The 17,090-nt window shown below is 63.3% G+C and carries 15 protein-coding genes; 9 read left to right on the top strand and 6 right to left on the bottom strand.

Features of this window, described 5'->3' with window-relative positions; genetic code table 11:
• Positions 1-42 precede the first annotated feature (42 nt).
• Positions 43-966, bottom strand: a complete 924-nt coding sequence (locus C8K18_RS05920) for a LysR family transcriptional regulator (protein ID WP_107706932.1) — start codon at positions 964-966, stop codon at positions 43-45.
• 107 nt (positions 967-1,073) lie between these two features.
• Between C8K18_RS05920 and C8K18_RS05915 the strand changes: the two genes are divergently transcribed.
• Positions 1,074-1,817, top strand: a complete 744-nt coding sequence (locus tag C8K18_RS05915; RefSeq protein WP_107706931.1) for an SDR family oxidoreductase — start codon at positions 1,074-1,076, stop codon at positions 1,815-1,817.
• An 88-nt stretch (positions 1,818-1,905) separates the two neighbouring features.
• Here C8K18_RS05915 and C8K18_RS05910 read toward each other — a convergent pair whose 3' ends face one another.
• Both C8K18_RS05910 and fnr read right to left on the bottom strand, forming a co-directional pair.
• Positions 1,906-3,234, bottom strand: coding sequence for an SUMF1/EgtB/PvdO family nonheme iron enzyme (locus tag C8K18_RS05910; protein ID WP_107706930.1), 1,329 nt, complete (start codon positions 3,232-3,234; stop codon positions 1,906-1,908).
• A 125-nt stretch (positions 3,235-3,359) separates the two neighbouring features.
• On the bottom strand, positions 3,360-4,208 hold the full coding sequence (fnr, locus tag C8K18_RS05905; protein ID WP_107706929.1) for a fumarate/nitrate reduction transcriptional regulator Fnr: 849 nt from the start codon (positions 4,206-4,208) through the stop codon (positions 3,360-3,362).
• A 476-nt stretch (positions 4,209-4,684) separates the two neighbouring features.
• Here fnr and C8K18_RS05900 point away from each other — a divergent pair, with 476 nt between their 5' ends.
• From C8K18_RS05900 to C8K18_RS05890, 3 genes are all read left to right on the top strand, one after another.
• Positions 4,685-6,325 (top strand): methyl-accepting chemotaxis protein, encoded by a 1,641-nt coding sequence (locus tag C8K18_RS05900; RefSeq protein WP_029966864.1) that lies wholly within the window; start codon positions 4,685-4,687, stop codon positions 6,323-6,325.
• 231 nt (positions 6,326-6,556) lie between these two features.
• Positions 6,557-9,151 carry a 2-oxoglutarate dehydrogenase E1 component gene (locus C8K18_RS05895; protein ID WP_107706928.1) on the top strand — a complete coding sequence of 865 codons (2,595 nt, stop codon included), beginning with the start codon at positions 6,557-6,559 and terminating at the stop codon, positions 9,149-9,151.
• A gap of 253 nt (positions 9,152-9,404) precedes the next feature.
• Entirely contained in the window at positions 9,405-9,794 is a 390-nt protein-coding gene (locus tag C8K18_RS05890) for a two-component system response regulator (protein ID WP_006049654.1), read from the top strand.
• A 27-nt stretch (positions 9,795-9,821) separates the two neighbouring features.
• On the opposite strand, the gene C8K18_RS05885 is transcribed toward C8K18_RS05890, so the two are convergent.
• On the bottom strand, positions 9,822-10,301 hold the full coding sequence (locus C8K18_RS05885; protein WP_107706927.1) for a universal stress protein: 480 nt from the start codon (positions 10,299-10,301) through the stop codon (positions 9,822-9,824).
• A 233-nt stretch (positions 10,302-10,534) separates the two neighbouring features.
• On the opposite strand from C8K18_RS05885, the gene C8K18_RS05880 reads away from it, so the two are divergent.
• Positions 10,535-11,224, top strand: a complete 690-nt coding sequence (locus C8K18_RS05880; RefSeq protein WP_006049652.1) for a FadR/GntR family transcriptional regulator — start codon at positions 10,535-10,537, stop codon at positions 11,222-11,224.
• A 112-nt stretch (positions 11,225-11,336) separates the two neighbouring features.
• Here the strand turns inward: C8K18_RS05880 and C8K18_RS05875 are convergent, their stop codons facing one another.
• Positions 11,337-11,930 (bottom strand): acyl-homoserine-lactone synthase, encoded by a 594-nt coding sequence (locus C8K18_RS05875; RefSeq protein ID WP_029966860.1) that lies wholly within the window; start codon positions 11,928-11,930, stop codon positions 11,337-11,339.
• Positions 11,931-12,084: 154 nt separating this feature from the next.
• Here C8K18_RS05875 and C8K18_RS05870 point away from each other — a divergent pair, with 154 nt between their 5' ends.
• Positions 12,085-12,402 carry a hypothetical protein gene (locus C8K18_RS05870; protein ID WP_006049650.1) on the top strand — a complete coding sequence of 106 codons (318 nt, stop codon included), beginning with the start codon at positions 12,085-12,087 and terminating at the stop codon, positions 12,400-12,402.
• Here the strand turns inward: C8K18_RS05870 and C8K18_RS05865 are convergent.
• On the bottom strand, positions 12,386-13,090 hold the full coding sequence (locus tag C8K18_RS05865) for a LuxR family transcriptional regulator (RefSeq protein WP_029966858.1): 705 nt from the start codon (positions 13,088-13,090) through the stop codon (positions 12,386-12,388). The genes C8K18_RS05870 and C8K18_RS05865 overlap by 17 nt on opposite strands.
• A 589-nt stretch (positions 13,091-13,679) precedes the next feature.
• Between C8K18_RS05865 and C8K18_RS05860 the strand changes: the two genes are divergently transcribed.
• The 3 genes from C8K18_RS05860 (at position 13,680) to C8K18_RS05850 (ending at position 17,071) form a co-directional block, all read left to right on the top strand.
• A complete protein-coding gene (locus C8K18_RS05860) occupies positions 13,680-14,612 on the top strand; it encodes a dihydrodipicolinate synthase family protein (protein ID WP_107706926.1) in 933 nt (310 codons plus the stop codon).
• A 39-nt stretch (positions 14,613-14,651) separates the two neighbouring features.
• A complete protein-coding gene (locus C8K18_RS05855; RefSeq protein ID WP_107706925.1) occupies positions 14,652-15,602 on the top strand; it encodes an SMP-30/gluconolactonase/LRE family protein in 951 nt (316 codons plus the stop codon).
• Between the two features lie 299 nt (positions 15,603-15,901).
• A complete protein-coding gene (locus tag C8K18_RS05850) occupies positions 15,902-17,071 on the top strand; it encodes an extracellular solute-binding protein (RefSeq protein ID WP_107706924.1) in 1,170 nt (389 codons plus the stop codon).
• Positions 17,072-17,090: the final 19 nt, after the last annotated feature.

Below are 17,090 nucleotides of genomic sequence, written 5' to 3'. Positions count from 1 at the left end.
AGATAATCGTAGCATGTGCGTTATAGGTGGACACGCGCCGCCTTATCGGCCGTCGAATTTCGCGGCGAGCTTCTGCTTTCGAAATGCATCGACGACGAAATCGATAAACACGCGCGTCCTCGCCGGCAACAGTTTTTTGTTCGGGTAGTAGATCGATATCGGTCCCTGGTCCGCGTACCACGCCGGCAAGAGACGCATCAACGCGCCGCTTGCGAGCCAGGGCGCTGCGTGCGGCATCGGCAGGAAGGCGACGCCCTGGCCGTGCATCGCTGCATGCGCGATCGCTTCGGGGTCGTCGAAAATCATGCGCGTGCGGCACTCCGCCTGGTACTGCTCGCCCACATGGTTCTGCAGCGTCCACGCGCGCAACCGGCCGGTTGTCGACGAGCGGCGAACGATTCCGTCGAACCCGCTCAGTTCGGACGGGTGCCTCGGCATCGTGCGCGTCGCCATATAAGCCGGCGATGCCGCCACGATCACATGCGTGCGCGCCAACTCGCGCGCCACGATTCCCGGCGTCAGTTCAATGCCGCCGCCGATGGCGACATCGAAGCCGTCGGCGATCAGATCGACGGGCCGGTTATCGAAGTGCCAATCCGGCACGATCGCCGGATAGTGCTCGAGGAATTCGCCCAGCAAGGGCACCAGATATTCGCGGCCGAATGCCAGTCCCAGACTCACCTTGAGCGTGCCCGCCGGCCTGCCGTCCTGGACGGCAGCACCGGCAAACGCGTCTTGCAGCGCGGTGAACGGCGCGGCGACTTCGCGCAACAGCTTTTCGCCTTCGGTCGTCAGCGTGAGCTTGCGCGTGCTGCGCTGAAAGAGCCGCAGACCCAGCGAGGTCTCGAGCCGCGCCACGTTCTTGCTCACGGCGGCCGGTGTCAGGCCGAGCCGGCGCGCCGCCGCCGAGAAGCTCAGGTGCTCTGCGCTGAGCACAAACGATTCGATCAGGTTGAGAGGCTCCACGGCGATTTCGGACAAATAGTTGAAAGAGATAGTCTAGATCACACGCTAGTCGAAGGGGAATCTCAGGACGATACTGCTCTCCACTCACTCACCCATTGGAGCAAGACATGACTGCAAATCTGACTGGCAAAGTTGCATTCGTCACCGGCGGCAGCCGGGGCATCGGCGCGGCAATCGTGCAACGTTTGTCGAAGGAAGGCGCGACGGTAGCGTTCACGTACAAGGGTTCGTCGGCGGCCGCGCAGGCACTCGCCGGCAGCATCGAGCAGCAGGGCGGCCGCGCGCTCGCACTGCAAGCGGACGCGGGCGATGCCGCGGCGGTGAGCCGCGCGATCGACGATGTCGCCGGCAAATTCGGCAAGATCGATATTCTCGTGAACAACGCGGGGGTGCTCGCGCTAGGCCCGGTCGAGACGTTCTCGCTCGAGGATTTCGACCGGACGCTGCAAGTCAACGTGCGCGCTGTTTTCGTCGCGGTGAAGGCGGTGTTGCCGCATATGGGCGATGGCGGCCGCATCGTGAACATCAGCAGCGTCAACGCCGAACGCATGCCGTTTCCCGGCGGCGCCGCGTATGCAATGAGCAAGTCCGCGTTGCGCGGACTCGTGCAGGGCCTCGCGCGCGATCTCGGTCCGCGCGGCATCACGGTCAACAACGTGCAACCCGGTCCGACCGATACGGACATGAACCCTGAATCCGGCGATTTCGCGTCGATGCTGCACGGTTTCATGGCGCTTCCGCGTCATGGACGGCCGGATGAAATCGCAGGGATGGTCTCCTATGTTGTCAGCCCGGAAGCGGCATTTGTCACGGGCGCGAGCTTGACGATCGACGGCGGTTTCAACGCCTGATCGAGTCGCGCGCGTAGGAAGCGACGCATAAGCAAGCCTGCCGGTTTTTTCGGCAGGCTTATGCTCTTGTTCTCTTATGCGTGATTCGTCACGCTTTAACGCAGCGGAACCCTGCATAAACGTACTGATAATGCGGCTGAAACCAGTTGCGAAACGTCGGCCGCAACATGCACTGCGCGGTGCGCGCCGATCCGCCCTTCAGCACGTAATGCTTGCCGTCGAAGAAATTGGCCGAGTAGCCCAGATAGAACGGAAACGGCTCGAATCCCGGCAGGCCGTCGAACAATGTCGACGTCCATTCCCAGCCGTTGCCGAACTGGCCTTCCACGCCGAATGCGCTCACGTTGTCGGGATAAGCGTCGACGGGCCGAGGGTCCCAGCTACGGAAATCGAAGTTGCCCGAGCCCGCGTGCGGCGCGCCCTGTGCGGCGCGTTGCCATTGCGCTTCGGTGGGCAGCGCCTTGCCGGCCCAGCGCGCATAGGCGCTCGCCTCGGCGTGGCTGACGTACGCGGGCCAGTCGAGCGGCAAGGGCACGTCGTCGAACATGGTGCGCAACGTCCATTCGTCGCGAACGCCGTTGCCTTCACCGCTGTCTTCACCGTTACCTTCGCCGTTGCCGCTGCGCCGCGACCAGCATGCCGGATGCTCGATGCCCTCGGCTTCCTTCCACGCCCAGTCCTGCTCCGACCACCACTTCGGCTCGCGATAACCGCCCGCGTCGATGAACGCGCGAAACGCGCCGTTCGTCACCATATAGCGGTCGATCTCAAAGGCCGGCACGTCCACTTGCAATTCGCCGAACTCGTTGTCCCAGCCGAAGCGGCCGCCGTCGCGCCGCATCCCGAGCGTGGCCGAGCCCGCAGGCACGCGGACCATCGACGATACGCCGGTCGCGCGCCCCGGACCGCTCACGACAGGCTCGCGCAGCCCGGTCACTTTCTGTGCGAGCGGCAATTGATGAAGCATGTACGCAAGCGTCTCCGCATGCATCAGCCGATGCTCGATCGCGACATTCAGCAATTGCTCCGACGCATCGACGCGCGCGGAATCGGTCAGCGCGCGCAGTTCGCGGTCGATCTGTTCGCGAGCGCGCAGGCCATACTCGCGCACGGTCTGGAGCGAAGGCCAGTCGCCTGGTTGATCGGTGGGAAAGCCGCCATCAACCGGATCGATGCCGAATGCGAAAAGCTGATCGAGTTGGGAATCGAAAGCGGGCAGTTCGAACAGACGCTGATCGAACAGATTACGGTCGAAAGCTTCGAGGTGACCGATATAGAACACGATGCGATGCCGCTCGCGGATCGGTCTTTCGTACAGAAACTCGGGCTTGACGATGGAGAAGAGAGCGTCGGTAACTTGACGCGCGTCGATCAGACGCTGAACGAGCGGGTGATGCGGGCGGGGATCGCGGTTCATTTCGCCGGGTCTCCTTGCGGGGGACGGACTAAACAAAGACTGTACCCGCTCGCAGTTGCCATGCCAAGGCAAAAGACCCGCTGGAAAAACGTGCAAAGGGCCGCGGCCGGCCCTGTGCGCGGGGTTTAGACCTGCCGCAAGCCGTCCAGATCGACGATGCGAATGTGCTTGCCTTGCGTGTCGATCAGGCCGCGCTTTTGAAATCTTGACAGCGTGCGGCTCACGGTTTCGAGCGTCATGCCGAGATAGCTGCCCATGTCCTCGCGCGTCATCCGCAGATTGAACTCCGCCGACGAATAGCCGCGCTGCGCATTGCGCTCGGACACGTCGAGCAGAAAGGCCGCGACCCGTTCGTCCGCCGACAGCGAGCCGAGCACCATCATCTGGGCGGCTTCGCGCACGATCTGCTCGCCGAGCAGCTTGTGCAGGCGCTCCTGCATCGAGCCGATTTCGCGGCACAGCGACTTGAGCGCGGTGTAGGGGACGATGCACACCGTGCTGTCCTCGAGCGCGAGTGCGCTGCACGCGTGCCGGTCTTCGCTGATGCCGTCGAGGCCGAGCGCTTCGCCGGCAAGCCGCAGGCCCGTCACCTGTTCGCGCCCGTCGCGGTGCGCCATGACGGTTTTCATCGAGCCGGAGCGCACTGCGTAAATGTTGTCGAAACGGTCGCCGCTGCGGTACAGCGCTTCCCCGCGATGCACGGAGCGCGCCGAGCAGATCAGCGTTTCGAGTTTGGAAAGTTCGTCGTTCGACAAGCCTTGCGGCATGCACAACTGCCGCATCGAGCAGCTCGAGCAGCGCGCGGCGCTGCGGGTGGGCGTGCGCGTGGCGGCACGCGGCGTCGCCCGGCGGCTGGCTCGCGGTGCGGGCGAGGTGACGGCGGAGCCGCCCGGAACTGCGGAAGCCGGGGCCGAACTCGGGGCGGAAGTCGGGGCCGAAGGCGGGGCGGGAATCACAACGGTAGGGGTCAACATGTCTGAGCCGATGTCAGGAGGTAATGATTGATTGTCCCACCGGCTCTGTCCCCCGTTTCGCGGCAAAATGACGCGCTCCCGCGCTCAGGCATCTTGAGCGACGTCAGAACGCCGCGCCTCGCGTCCTCCAAACGCGGAAGCGTCCGAATGCGCTTTCCCGCCCGCGCGAGCTCTTACTCAACGTTTTGCGTCAACCAGCGACTTTCCCGCGCACTCGCAAACGTTTGGCGAATTTTTTTCTTTCTCGCGCACACCACTCTCAAGGTTTAGGAATTTTTGTCGTCATATTGTCTGAAGAATGCGGCGGCAACGAGAAAGGGGCGGACTACAACGTGCCCATGTCGGCGTCATCGAGTGAACCGCCTTGAGACGTGGCGGATGTGTTCACGCCGAAGCGCGGGGCGGCGCCGCAATGCGGTGAACTGCGCGCGCTTCGCGACAACTTTTATCGAGCGGTTGGGGAAGGAATTAGACACATGAAGATTTCGAATTTGAAAATCGGGGTTCGTCTTGGCTCCGCCTTTGCGCTGATGGTCGCGCTGCTGGTCGGCACGGCTGTCGTCGGCATCGAGCACCTCGAGTCGACCAACACGAAGATGGATGAGATCGTCAGCAATCGGTATACGCTGATCGCGCTCAGCAATCAGATCAAGAGCAACGGATACAAGGCAAACGGCATTCTGAGCAATCTGCTGCTGACCACGTCGCCCGATAAAGCCAAGCAGTACATGGACGACTACGCGGCGATCCGCAAAGCGAATGCGCAAGCCTACGCCGAGCTCGAAAAGCACCTGACGAGTGATGAAACCCGGGCGCTCTTCAAGCAGCAGTTCGACGCGCGCTCGGCTTACGGCGTGAGCGTGAAGAGCTTCTTCGATCTGGTCAGCAAGAACCAGCAGCAGGACGCGCGCGACGTCTATCAGGGCGACATGGCGCGGCTGCAGGACGCGTATTACGTTCTCGTCGACAAGATGGTCGACGTGCAGGCGGACCGGATGGCGCGCGATGTCGCCGAAGCCGTCGCCGAAGCGCACAACGCGAAGCTGCAAATGATTCTGCTTGCGCTGTTCGCCACGGTGATCGCGATCGCGACCGGCATCTTCATCACGCGCACCATCACGCGGCCGATCAACCGTGCGGTCGTTCTCGCCGAAGCGGTCGCGGCCGGCGATCTCACGCATCATCTGCACATCGATTCGACCGATGAAGTGGGCCGCCTTCTCACCGCGCTCGAACGCATGACCGGCAATCTGCACGGCATCGTCGCGCAAGTGCGCCAAGGCACGGACACGATCAGCCAGGCGACGCGCGAAGTGGCGAGCGGCAACATGGACCTGTCGAGCCGCACCGAACATCAGGCGAGCTCGCTCGAAGAGACGGCGGCCGCGATGGAGCAACTCACGTCGACGGTCAAGCAGAACGCCGATAACGCACGCGAGGCCAATCAGCTTGCGTCGAGCGCGTCGGATGTCGCGGTGCGCGGCGGTGAAGCCGTGAACCAGGTCGTGAGCACGATGACCGCCATCAACGAGTCGTCGCGCAGGATCGTCGAGATCATCGGCGTGATCGACGGTATCGCGTTCCAGACCAACATTCTCGCGCTCAACGCAGCCGTGGAAGCGGCGCGCGCGGGCGAACACGGGCGCGGCTTCGCGGTGGTCGCGAGCGAAGTGCGCGGCCTCGCGCAGCGCAGCGCCGTTGCGGCGAAGGAAATCAAGGAGCTGATCGCCGACTCGGTGAGTCAGGTCGGCACCGGCGGCAAGATGGTCGAGGAAGCCGGACAGATCATCGGCGAAGTCGTGAAGAGCATTCGTCATGTGACGGAAATCGTGGCCGAGATCAGTTCGTCGAGCAAGGAGCAAAGCGAAGGCATCGAGCAGATCAACCACGCCGTCACGCAGATGGACAAGGTGACGCAGGAAAACGCCGCGCTCGTCGAGCAAAGCGCCGCTGCGGCGCAGGCTCTGCAAGACCAGGCGCAGCAACTCACGCAGACCGTCAGCACCTTCAAGCTCGACGACGCCACGTCGAAACAACGTCGCGTCACGCGCGACTCGCATGCGCATCGCTCGAATGATGTCAGCGATGCGGGTGCTTGGCTCGTGTCGGCCCAGTAGAAGTCGAGGCAGGCAACGGACGGAGACACGAGCCGGTCGCGCGGACCGGCTCGATAACACATAGAAGACCGAGCGCTGCTGCAAGCCCGCATCCGCATCGCGCTCTTTCCCGTTTCGCTGTCTGCCGAAGATCACGGCCAACCGTCGCGTTGCCGTCGCGGGCGTACGCCCCGAGCATTCGCATGCGGACAGCGGAATCCGATTAACGGTTTCTTCCGCACGCTATCCAACATGTCCCACGTCTCTTCCGAATCGATTGTTCTTTCACGCTCGCCAGCCGGCGCGGTTATCGAACCGGCAGGCGACCTGTCGCCGGTAGCGCGGACGCTGCAGGTCCGGCGCTTCATCGACGCGTTCCGTCAGCACGGTCATCGTCAGGCGTCGCTCGATCCGCTGCGCCTTGCGCCCGTGCCCGAGGTGCCCGAACTCGACCCTGTGTTTCATGGGCTCGATCCGGCGCAGCCGATCGGCGCCGAAAATCCGCTGCTGCCGCCTTCGGCTGCGGTGCATGAACTCGAGCGGCAATTGCGGCGCGTCTATTGCGGCGCGATCGGCCTCGATCTGACCGGCATCCGCGATCAGCAGCGCCGCGCCCAGTTGTCCGCGTGGCTCAAGACGGAGCAGCTTGCGCCGTTGCCGGCGCGCGAGCCGCGCCGCCGTGTGCTGCGCCGTCTTGTGGCCGCTGAAACGTGGGAGCGTCATGTGGCGGCGCGATTCGAACATGCGAAGCGCTTCTCGCTCGAAGGTTGCGAGAGCCTCGTGCCGCTCATCGAAGCAATCGTCGATCAGGCTGCCGCTCATGGCGTTCGGCAGGTGTTCGCGGGCATGCCGCATCGCGGGCGCCTGAATGTGCTTGCCAACGTGATGGACTTCGATCCGGCGAAGCTGGTCGATTGTCTCGATCCCGATTCGGAAGCCGCGGCCGTGCAGCGCGATCTGCCGTATCACCTCGGCGCCAACACGGTGAGAAAGACGCAAGACGGCGATGTCGCGATCTTCCTTGCGCCCAATCCGTCGCACTTGCAAAGCGTCTATCCGGTCGTGAGCGGCATGGCGCGCGCGTACCAGGACGAGCATCGCGGCTTCGGCTGCCTGCCGCTCGTCATGCACGGCGACGCCGCCTTCGCGGGCCAGGGCATCGTGATGGAAACGCTCAACATGACACGCAAGGACGGCTATGCATTGGGCGGCACGATCCATGTGATCGTGAACAATCAGATCGGCTTCACGACGCCGAACCGGATGGACGCCGAAGCCTATTCGTATTGCACGGACATTGCGCGGATGATCGACGCGCCCGTGATCCGCGTGAACGCCGATCGTCCCGACGAAGTGATGCGCGCCGCGAAGCTCGCATTGCAATACCGGATGGAGCACGAGGCCGATGTGACCATCGACCTGATCGGCTATCGGCGTCTGGGTCACTCGGAGCATGACATCCCCGCGCTCACGCAGCCGTTGCAGCAAGCGGCGATCGCGACGCATCAGACCGTCACCGAGTTGTATCACGCGGCCATCGGCGAAGACACGCCGCTCGACGTGCTGCGCGCGGAAGCGTTGAAGGAGCTTCAGACGACGCCGCCGTCCGCGCTAACTTCGTCACGGTCTCACGGCAACCGGATAAAGCGCACGCGGCCGTTGTCGCTCGCGCGCATGCAGTCGTTGACCGCGGCGTTGACTCGCACGCCGCCCGCGTTCCGGCTGCACGAGTTGCTGCGCAACATCACCGCGCAGTGGCAAAAGAGCGTCGCCGATGAAACCGCGGCCGTCGACTGGTGCTTCGCGGAAAACCTGGCATACGCGACGTTGCTCGACGACGGCCATAGTGTGCGCATCTCCGGCATGGACGTTGGTCGCGGCACATTCATGCATCGGCATGCGGTGTGGCATTCGCAAGGCAATGCGGCAAGCGACACCGCAAACGCGACCGAGCCTTATGTGCCGCTGCAAAACCTCGGTGTGCATCAAGGCGAGTTCGACATCGTCAACTCGCCGCTGACCGAAGAGGCGGTGCTGGGTTTCGAATACGGCTACAGCGTGCAGACCGGCTCTCACCTCGCGATCTGGGAAGCGCAGTTCGGCGACTTCGTGAACGGCGCGCAAGTGATCATCGATCAATACATTGCCGCGGGCGAGTACAAGTGGGACCAGCGCTCCGGTTTGACGATGCTGCTGCCGCATGGCCACGAAGGCGTCGGCCCCGAGCATTCGACCGGGTACGTCAGCCGCTTTCTGCAACTATGCGCGGGCGGCAACATGAAGGTCGTGATGCCGTCGACGTCGTCGCAATGGTTCCATATGCTGCGCGAGCAGGCGTTGAGCGCGGAGCCGAAGCCGCTCGTCGTGATGTCGCCGAAAGGACAGCTCTATGGCAATGCGCGCTCGCATTCGCCGCTCGGCGAGTTGATCGGCGGCGCGTTTCTTCCGGTGCTGCACGATAGCGGCGTCGCTTCGCCGCAAGACGTGACGCGCGTCGTGCTGTCGAGCGGCAAGTTCTTCTATGACTTGCAGGCAGCGCGCGATGCTGGCGGCGACACGCGAACCGCGCTCATCCGCGTCGAGCAGTTGTATCCGTTTCCGACGAGCGAGCTTGCCGTTGCGCTCGCCGCCTTCCCGCAGCTCGATGAAGTGGTGTGGGCGCAGGAAGAGGAAAAGAAGCACGGCGCATGGCATTTCGTACGCGACGAAATCGAGCAGGCAGTGCCGGCGAACTGCCGCATTGTCGACGTGTGCCGGCGCGAAAGTCCGTCGGGCGCGCACTCGTCGATACGCGCGCATCGCGACGAACAGCAGCGCCTCGTCGCGGTTGCTCTCGCGCGCGGCTGACGTTGCAACGTCAAGCGGTTTGCCTGCCGAGGTGCGATTGAGTTGCTATTGTTAACAACAACAGGCAGCAACACGCGAGGTTGTCGCGAGCGGCAATTCACCATGCCGCATGGCGGCAGCCTCGCGCTTTCCGGCTTCGTTTCACAGCCTGATTTCGCGGCTTGCCTACGGGCAAGCCGGCTCGCGCAAGCGGGCAGCGCGCGTTGGCATGCGGGTTGCGAAGCAGGTCGTCGAAGCGATAGGACAATTGCACATGGCAACCGTACTGCTGGTCGATGACGACGCCGAGGCGCTCGATGCATGGAGCGCCGTCTGCGCCGCGGGGGGTTACGAAGTAAAGACGGCGCTCGACGGCAAGTCGGCGCTCGCGCAGTTCATGGCCGCGCCGGTCGACGTGGTCGTTGCCGACTGGCGCATGCCGGTCATGTCGGGCAGCGAGCTATGCCACCGGTTGCGCACGCTGCCGGGTCTCGCCGACGTCGCGTTCATCCTTGTCTCGGGAGAACCGAGCCCGCCCGCCTTCGTGAGCTTCGACGGATTCCTGCGCAAGCCCGTGGACGGCGCGATTCTGCTCGCGACGATGCGGCGCTTGCTGGACGATCACGTGACTCATCGCGCATTGCAACGCGGCGGGCAGCCTTGATGCACGCCGCACGCCGTTGCGGCGACTTCAGATATCCGCGGGCGGATCGTCGGCCTGCTTCGTTGCCGCCGATGGGATCAGCAGCACCGGCAAGCGCGCCTGGCGCACGCAGCGCTCGGCGACGCTGCCGAGAATCAGCCGTTGAAATCCGCGCCGGCCGTGCGTGCCCATGACGAGCAGATCGGCGTTGAAGTCGGCGGCGGCTTTCAGCACGGCGGTTGATACATCATCGAGCGACGCCGCCTCGCTAACGACAATCTCGCCCTTCACACCTTGCGCGTCCATTTCGCGCGCCAACTCCACGCCGAGTTCCTTGCCCTGTTCGATCAGCCGGTTGCGAAGCACCGAAGGATCGTAGCCGGGCGCCTCGAAATACATCGGCGTATTTTCGACGACATAGAGCGGCTGCAAAACAGCGCCCGTCGATCTGGCGAGCGCGAGCGCCGCCTCGAAGGCGCGGCGCGAAGTCTGGCTGCCGTCGACCGCTACAAGAATGCGTGTGTACATATCCACTCCACGTCAGGTTGCGAAACTTCGATCATGGTCCACCGACTTGCGTTCGGACAGGATGTAAATCAACCGGTTCACAAATTTTGACGCGGAGCCGCGCGGGCCGGCCCGCGTTTGCGATCAGGCGCGGCGGCCTTTGACTCGATTGCAAGAGCGCGAAACGCGGCGAATGCCGCCAGGGTTTGCCTTACAATTGGAGCCTACTCTGACAAGCTGCATCCGCCCGGCCGATGAACGAGCGCAAAACGACGGGCTTGCCCGACAAGATCTACGGCGACATCCTGAATCGCATTCTCGAAGGCGAGTACAAGGAAGGTCAGCGGCTGCCCACCGAGCACGCGCTGGCCGAGCGTTTTTCGACCTCGCGGCCCACGGTGCGCGAGGCACTGGCGCGGCTGAGGGCCGACGGCATCATCGTCACGCGCCACGGTTCGGGCACGACGGTCGCGCGGCGGCCCGATCCCGACGTGCGGCGTTTTGCGCCGCTCGAAACACTGTCCGACATCCGCCGTTGCTATGAATTTCGCATCGTCACGGAGACGGGCGCGGCGGAGCATGCGGCACTCAAAGCCGACGCCGACGACATCGCCGCGATCGAAGAAGCGTGGCAGCAACTGGAACGCATCATCGAGACGCGCGGCATCGGCGCACACGACGACTTCCTGTTCCACCTCGCGGTGGCGCGCGCGTCGCGCAACCCGTTTTTCATCACGGTGATGTCGTTCATCGAGGAACAGATTGTTTTCAGCATGAACCTGTCGCGCAATCTCTCGCTCGTGAAAACGGTGGAGCGGCAGCGCCTTGTGCAGGCTGAGCACAGAGCGGTGCTCGACGCGATCCGCCGTAAAGACCCGCAGGCGGCAGGGCAGGCGATGCGAGCGCACCTGGAAAATGCGCTCGAACGGATGTTTGGTTCGTAGGGAGCTTCGCGTGATCCGCCGCGCGCGGATCGAGCAGAGTTAGCAGCGCGTGGACAGTTGCGATGGCCGGCGGCCGGCAGCCAGGCGGCGGAGCAGCGAAGCAGTGGAGGAGCTAAGCGGCCGCGGCCATCGGCCCGAACAGAGCCGTGCGCGTTTTCGGACTCACGGCAATGTCGAGCGCCACGGCGCGTTCCACGCCGATCTGCAGCGGTGAGCCGAGCCGGCTGATCTCAATGCCGGTCTTGCGCAACAGCCGTTCGATCGGCGTCGTGGTCACCGTCACATAGCGCGTGATGCCCATGCGGTCCGCGAACGTGACCAGCTCGTGGATCGCCTGCATCGTCACATCGGCGAAACCGAACGACTTCTCCTCGCCGCTCGTGTCGATCGCGAAGCGGCTCAGTTCCCAGATGTGCCGCCCAACCGGCGCCGCCGCGCCGTGCAGCAGTTGCGGGAAGGTGTCTTTCAGCATGTTCGGCCCCTCGGTCGGCATGAGGCGCCAGCAGCCGCGCACGCGCCGGTCGTCGCCCTGAATCAGCATGTAATGCGGTCCCAGCGCATCGTAGCCGTCGATCTCCATGCCCGCTATGGTCGGAATATCCCACCCCAGCCGGCCGTGAAACACCCGCGCCCGCAGGCGGTACATCTCGTTGATGTCTTCGTTGTCGAACTCTTGACGCATTCCAATCCGGATTGCTGTTTGCATGACGTTCTCCTGAACGTGTTGGGGAAAACCAATACGCAGGAAAACTTATGCATTCTGAATCGTTCCGCCACCTATCTACCTGGATAGGTGTGCATGCTTATCGGATAACGCAGAATTTGAGATAGCAACAGCACTCAACCGACGGGACACGAAAATGGAACTTCTCGACAATCACTGGCAACCGCAAACCGGCCTCCAAACGCGTTCGGCGGAGCCTTCGACGGCGGTGGACCGGGTCTTGATCATTGCTTACCGCAAAAAGAAAAAAGAGAGCCAGCGCCGTTTCTGGGCGCGTTTCGGCGTCACCCAGTCGCGCGGCAGCCGCTTTGAATCCGGCGCGGAAATTCCGGCACCGGTTTCGATCCTGCTGGGCCTGTACTTCACCAAGACGGTCTCGGATGCGGACCTCGGCCGCGCCGAGCGCGTGCTGCACAGCCGCGACGCCGCGGCCTTGCTTAACCCGGGTCAATAAGCCCGAGTTGTGTCGCAATCACGGCTGCCGCGCGCCGCGAATTCACGCCGAGTTTCGTCCTGATATTTTTCATGTGGAAGTTCACCACGGCTTCCGAGCAGTTCAGGATATGCGAAATTTCCCACGTGGATTTGCCGCGCGCGGTCCATTGAAGACACTCGCGTTCGCGCGGCGTCAGCTTCGGCAACAGCGTCTGCGTGTGCGTATGCAGATGGCGCTGGCTGGTGTCGATCACCAGGTCGCGCAGTAGCACCAGGTTGGGCAGCACGACGTCGATATGACGCCAGAAGGTGTCGGTCGGATTTGCGTCGTTCACGAAGCACATCATGCCGGCTTCCTGATTCGGGCCGTGAATCGGCAGCGTTACGCCCGCGCGCAGACCGTGCGCGCGGGCTTCCTCGTACATGGACTGCTGCGGCGCCGTGATGAAGATTTCCGGCGACCAGACAAGCGGCGTCGAGCGCGTCGCACAATGCGCGACGGTCGGGTCGATGTGCACGAGACCCTGCTCGTCGTAAGTGCGGCGCCACGCGGGCGCATAGGTGCTGCGCACGTACGCGTCTTCCAGCCGAATGGTCGGGCGCGGCAGCATGGCAATCAGAAGCCGGTCGAATCCCCACGTCTCGGCGAGATCCGCGACGGCGCCGAACCACGCCGCCTCGTCGGCGGCGTCCAGTAGCGGCGCCATCTGCTCGATAAAATGTAGCGACAATTTCGACTCTCTCAGACTCGCAAATATCCGGTAGGTCATTTGCGCAGGTTTTTATTTACGGCTGCTTTAATCGCAATCTATCACTAAAAGCCTGTTGCACAGAAAGAGCCCCACACGAGACTGCCGGCATTAATCCGGGCTTTACCTCTGCATAATTGCTGCCCGCAGTAAATCCGCTCGTCGCGGATTGCAGGTTATGCGTCCTCTAGCCCCTATGCCGCCGCGAGCCGCACGCAGCAACGGTTTAGCGCTGCGCCGCCGGTTCGCGGCCTCATCCCCGCGCTGCGACGACTGCCAATCAAACGGGCAAAACGACCTCATTTGCCAAATCCCGGCTATTACCGCAATCACCGATTTGCGATGCAGTTTCGCTTCCTCACGCTATTCACGGTCCTCGCATGCATTGTCATATAAAAGGCGATGCGTTGCGTTTGGGCATTTCGCCGCGAACGCGAACCCTTCGCGCCCGCGCTATCGTTCGCAAAGTTGTTTGACAACTTCTCGCAGCCGATGCTACCTTGGGAGCCTGTTTCCATTCCACTCCACTCGACTCCCGTCCCGTCTCATGAACGAATCCCCATTCGAAGACAGCGAACTCGCTGCGTCGGTCATGGCTGTGCCGCCTTTGGCGCGCCGCGCGGACCATGCACTCGACGCCGCTCAGAACGCCGCGCTGATCCGCCACATTGAGGCGGGCGGCGTGCGCACGCTGCTTTATGGCGGCAACGCCAATCTGTATCACGTTGCCGTGAGCGAGTATCGCGACCTGCTCGATATGCTGTCCGAGAGCACGAGCGACGACACGCGCGTCATTCCCGCAATCGGCCCGGACTACGGAAAAATGCTGGATCAGGCGCGGATTCTCGCGCAGACCCGCTACCGCACGGCGATGGTGCTGCCGCTCGCGGGCTTCACGACGTCGGAGGGCGTCGAAGCGGGGCTGACGCGCATCGTCGATGCAGCGGGCATTCCGCTCACGCTGTACATCAAGAGCGAAGACTATGTGGAGGTGGAGACGCTCGCGCGGCTTGTCGAGCGTGGCACGTTGCTGGCGGTCAAGTATGCGATCGTCCGCAAGAATCCCGCTGACGATCCGTATCTGCGCCGGCTGCTCCAACATGTGCCGGCGGGCAAGATCGTATCGGGCATGGGCGAGCGCCCGGCGCTCGTGCATCTGCGCGAGTTCGGCCTCGCCGCATGGACGACGGGCTCCGGCTGCATTGCGCCGCGCATGGTGACCGCGTTGTTGCACGCGGCGAAGAGCGGCGACCACGAGACCGCGCAGCGCCTGTACGACGCGTTCCTGCCGCTCGAAACCTTGCGCGACGACATCTCGCTGATCCGCGTGCTGCATGATGCGGTCACGTTCGCGCAGATCGCCGACATGGGGCCGCTGCTGCCGCTGCTCAGTTCGACGCCGCCCGAACATCATGCGAAGATCGCCGATGCCGCGCGCACGCTGTTCGCGCTCGAAAGAGAATACGAGCGCGCGACGTGACCGCTCAATCCACGCTCAATCCACCCACGTAGAGACAGCATGACCGACAACAGCCGACGCTATCCCGATCCTTCCGTGCGCGTGCTCGATCCGCGCTTCAAGTCGCTGATCCTTGCGTCGGCGTCGGTCGAGTGCCTGTATCAGGGCGCGCGCTGGTCCGAGGGACCGGTCTGGTTCGGCGACGGCCGCTATCTGCTGTGGAGCGACATCCCGAACGACCGCATCTTGCGCTGGGACGAAACGAGCGGCGCGGTCAGCACGTTCCGCCAGTCGTCGAATAATGCGAACGGCCATACGCGCGACCGCCAAGGCCGGCTCGTGAGCTGCGAGCATCTGACGCGCCGCGTCACGCGCACCGAATACGACGGCTCGATCACCGTGCTGGCGGATCGTTATCGCGGCAAGCGTTTCAATTCGCCGAACGACGTGGTCGTCAAATCGGACGGCTCGATCTGGTTTAGCGATCCGACCTTCGGCATAGACGGCTTCTACGAAGGCGAGAAGCAGGAGTCGGAACTGCCGGCTTGCGTGTACCGCATCGACGGCCAGTCGGGCGAAGTGAGCGTGGTCGCCGACGACATACTCGGACCCAACGGCCTCGCGTTTTCGCCGGACGAGTCGTTGCTCTACCTCGTCGAATCGCGCGGCGAGCCGCGCAAGATCCGTGCGTTCGACGTCGATGCCGATGCCGGCGGCAAGGGCGCGGCGCTCTCGAACAATCGCGTGCTGATCGATGCAGGCCCAGGCACGCCGGATGGTTTTCGCGTCGACATCCACGGGAACCTGTGGTGCGGTTGGGGCATGGGCACCGACGAACTCGACGGCGTGCGCATCTTCACGCCGCAAGGCGAGCCGATCGGCCATATTGCATTGCCGGAGCGTTGCGCGAACGTGTGCTTCGGCGGGCGTCATCGCAACCGGCTTTTCATGGCGGCGAGCCACGGCCTTTACTCGCTGTATGTGAACACGCAAGGCGCGCGCGGCGGCTGATCGCAATCTCAGCTTTCTATGCCGCAACGCTGCGCGCATGGTTTGCCGAGGCTAGTTGCCTGACAAACGCACGCTGCCTCCATCCACAAACCAGCGGCTCGGGGTTTGCCCTCCTATACAACCTCGCCAAATCATTGACGGCAAAGGCCTTCGGGCTTCAGACAGCGAAATCCCGTGCTACGCGCCAGCAAGCACATTTGCTTGACATCGGCTGTTCCGCTTCGCTATGTTGCAAGGGTTGAAAGAGACGCTCGGGGCACTCGACCGGCGGACCTCATACCAAGAAGCGAGGAGACGCAATGACTGTTTCACACAGGTTGGCGCTCAGGCTGGTGTCGGTATGTTTCGCGGCGAGCGCCGCATTCGGGTCCGCCGCGTTCGCGGCCGATCCTGTCACGCTTAATATCGTCGACGTCGCCGGCGATCTTCAACTCACGCAAAAGGGCTTCGAGGCATTCAAGGCGAAGTACCCGAACCTCGTCGCCAATATCACCTACACGAACGCGCCCGCGCCACAGTTGCCGGGCAAGATCAAGGCGATGCAGGGGGCGGGCCGCTCGGACATCGACCTCGTGCTGACCGGCACCGACGCGCTCGCGGCCGGCATCGAACAGAACCTGTGGACGAAGCTGCTGCCCGATAACGCCGCGCAGTTCCCCGGCGTGCTCGACAAGTACGCGCCCGGCCCGCGCAAGATGCAGGAGCTCGCGCAAGGCTTCGGCCTCGAAGTCGCGTATATGCCGGCCGGACCGCTACTCGAATACAACCCGGCCAAAGTCAGCGATCCGCCGAAAACGCCCGAGCAACTGCTGCAATGGTGCAAGGCTCACCCGGACAAACTCATCTACGCGCGGCCCGCGAACTCGGGACCAGGCCGCACGTTTCTGATGGGCTTGCCCTATGTGCTCGGCGATAAAAATCCGCAGGACCCGATCAACGGCTGGGACAAGACCTGGGCTTTCCTCAAGCAATTGAACGAGTGCATTCCGTACTATCCAGGCGGCACGTCGGCGGTCATGAAAGAACTCGGCGAGGGCACGCGCGACATGACGGTGACGGTGACGGGCTGGGACATCAACCCGCGCGCGCTCGGCATCGTGCCGGCCGAATTTCGCGTGCAGGCGTTCGACAACATGACGTGGGTGAACGACGCGCACTTCATGGTGATTCCGAAGGGCGTGCCGAAGGAAAAGCTCGAAGTTCTCTACAAGCTGATGAATTTCATGCTCGAGCCCGCGCAGCAGGCGTTGACTTACGACGACGGTTACTTCTATCCGGGACCGGCAATCAAGGGCGTTACCGAAGCACAAGCGCCCGCGCATAGCCAGGAAGTCCTGAAGAAGTACGGACGTCCCGAGTACGCCAAGCTGCTCGCGGAACGTCCGCACGCGTTGCCGCTCAATGCAGCGGCGATGGTCGCGGCCTTCAAGAAGTGGGACACGGAAGTGGGTGCGCAAAAAACCAAATAGCCACGGCGGACAGCCCGCG

Source organism: Paraburkholderia sp. GV068, assembly GCF_003058125.1.
GTDB classification, from domain to species: Bacteria; Pseudomonadota; Gammaproteobacteria; order Burkholderiales; family Burkholderiaceae; genus Paraburkholderia; species Paraburkholderia graminis.
Note: the sequence above shows the minus strand (reverse complement) of the source record. Positions and strands in the feature narration are given on the sequence as shown.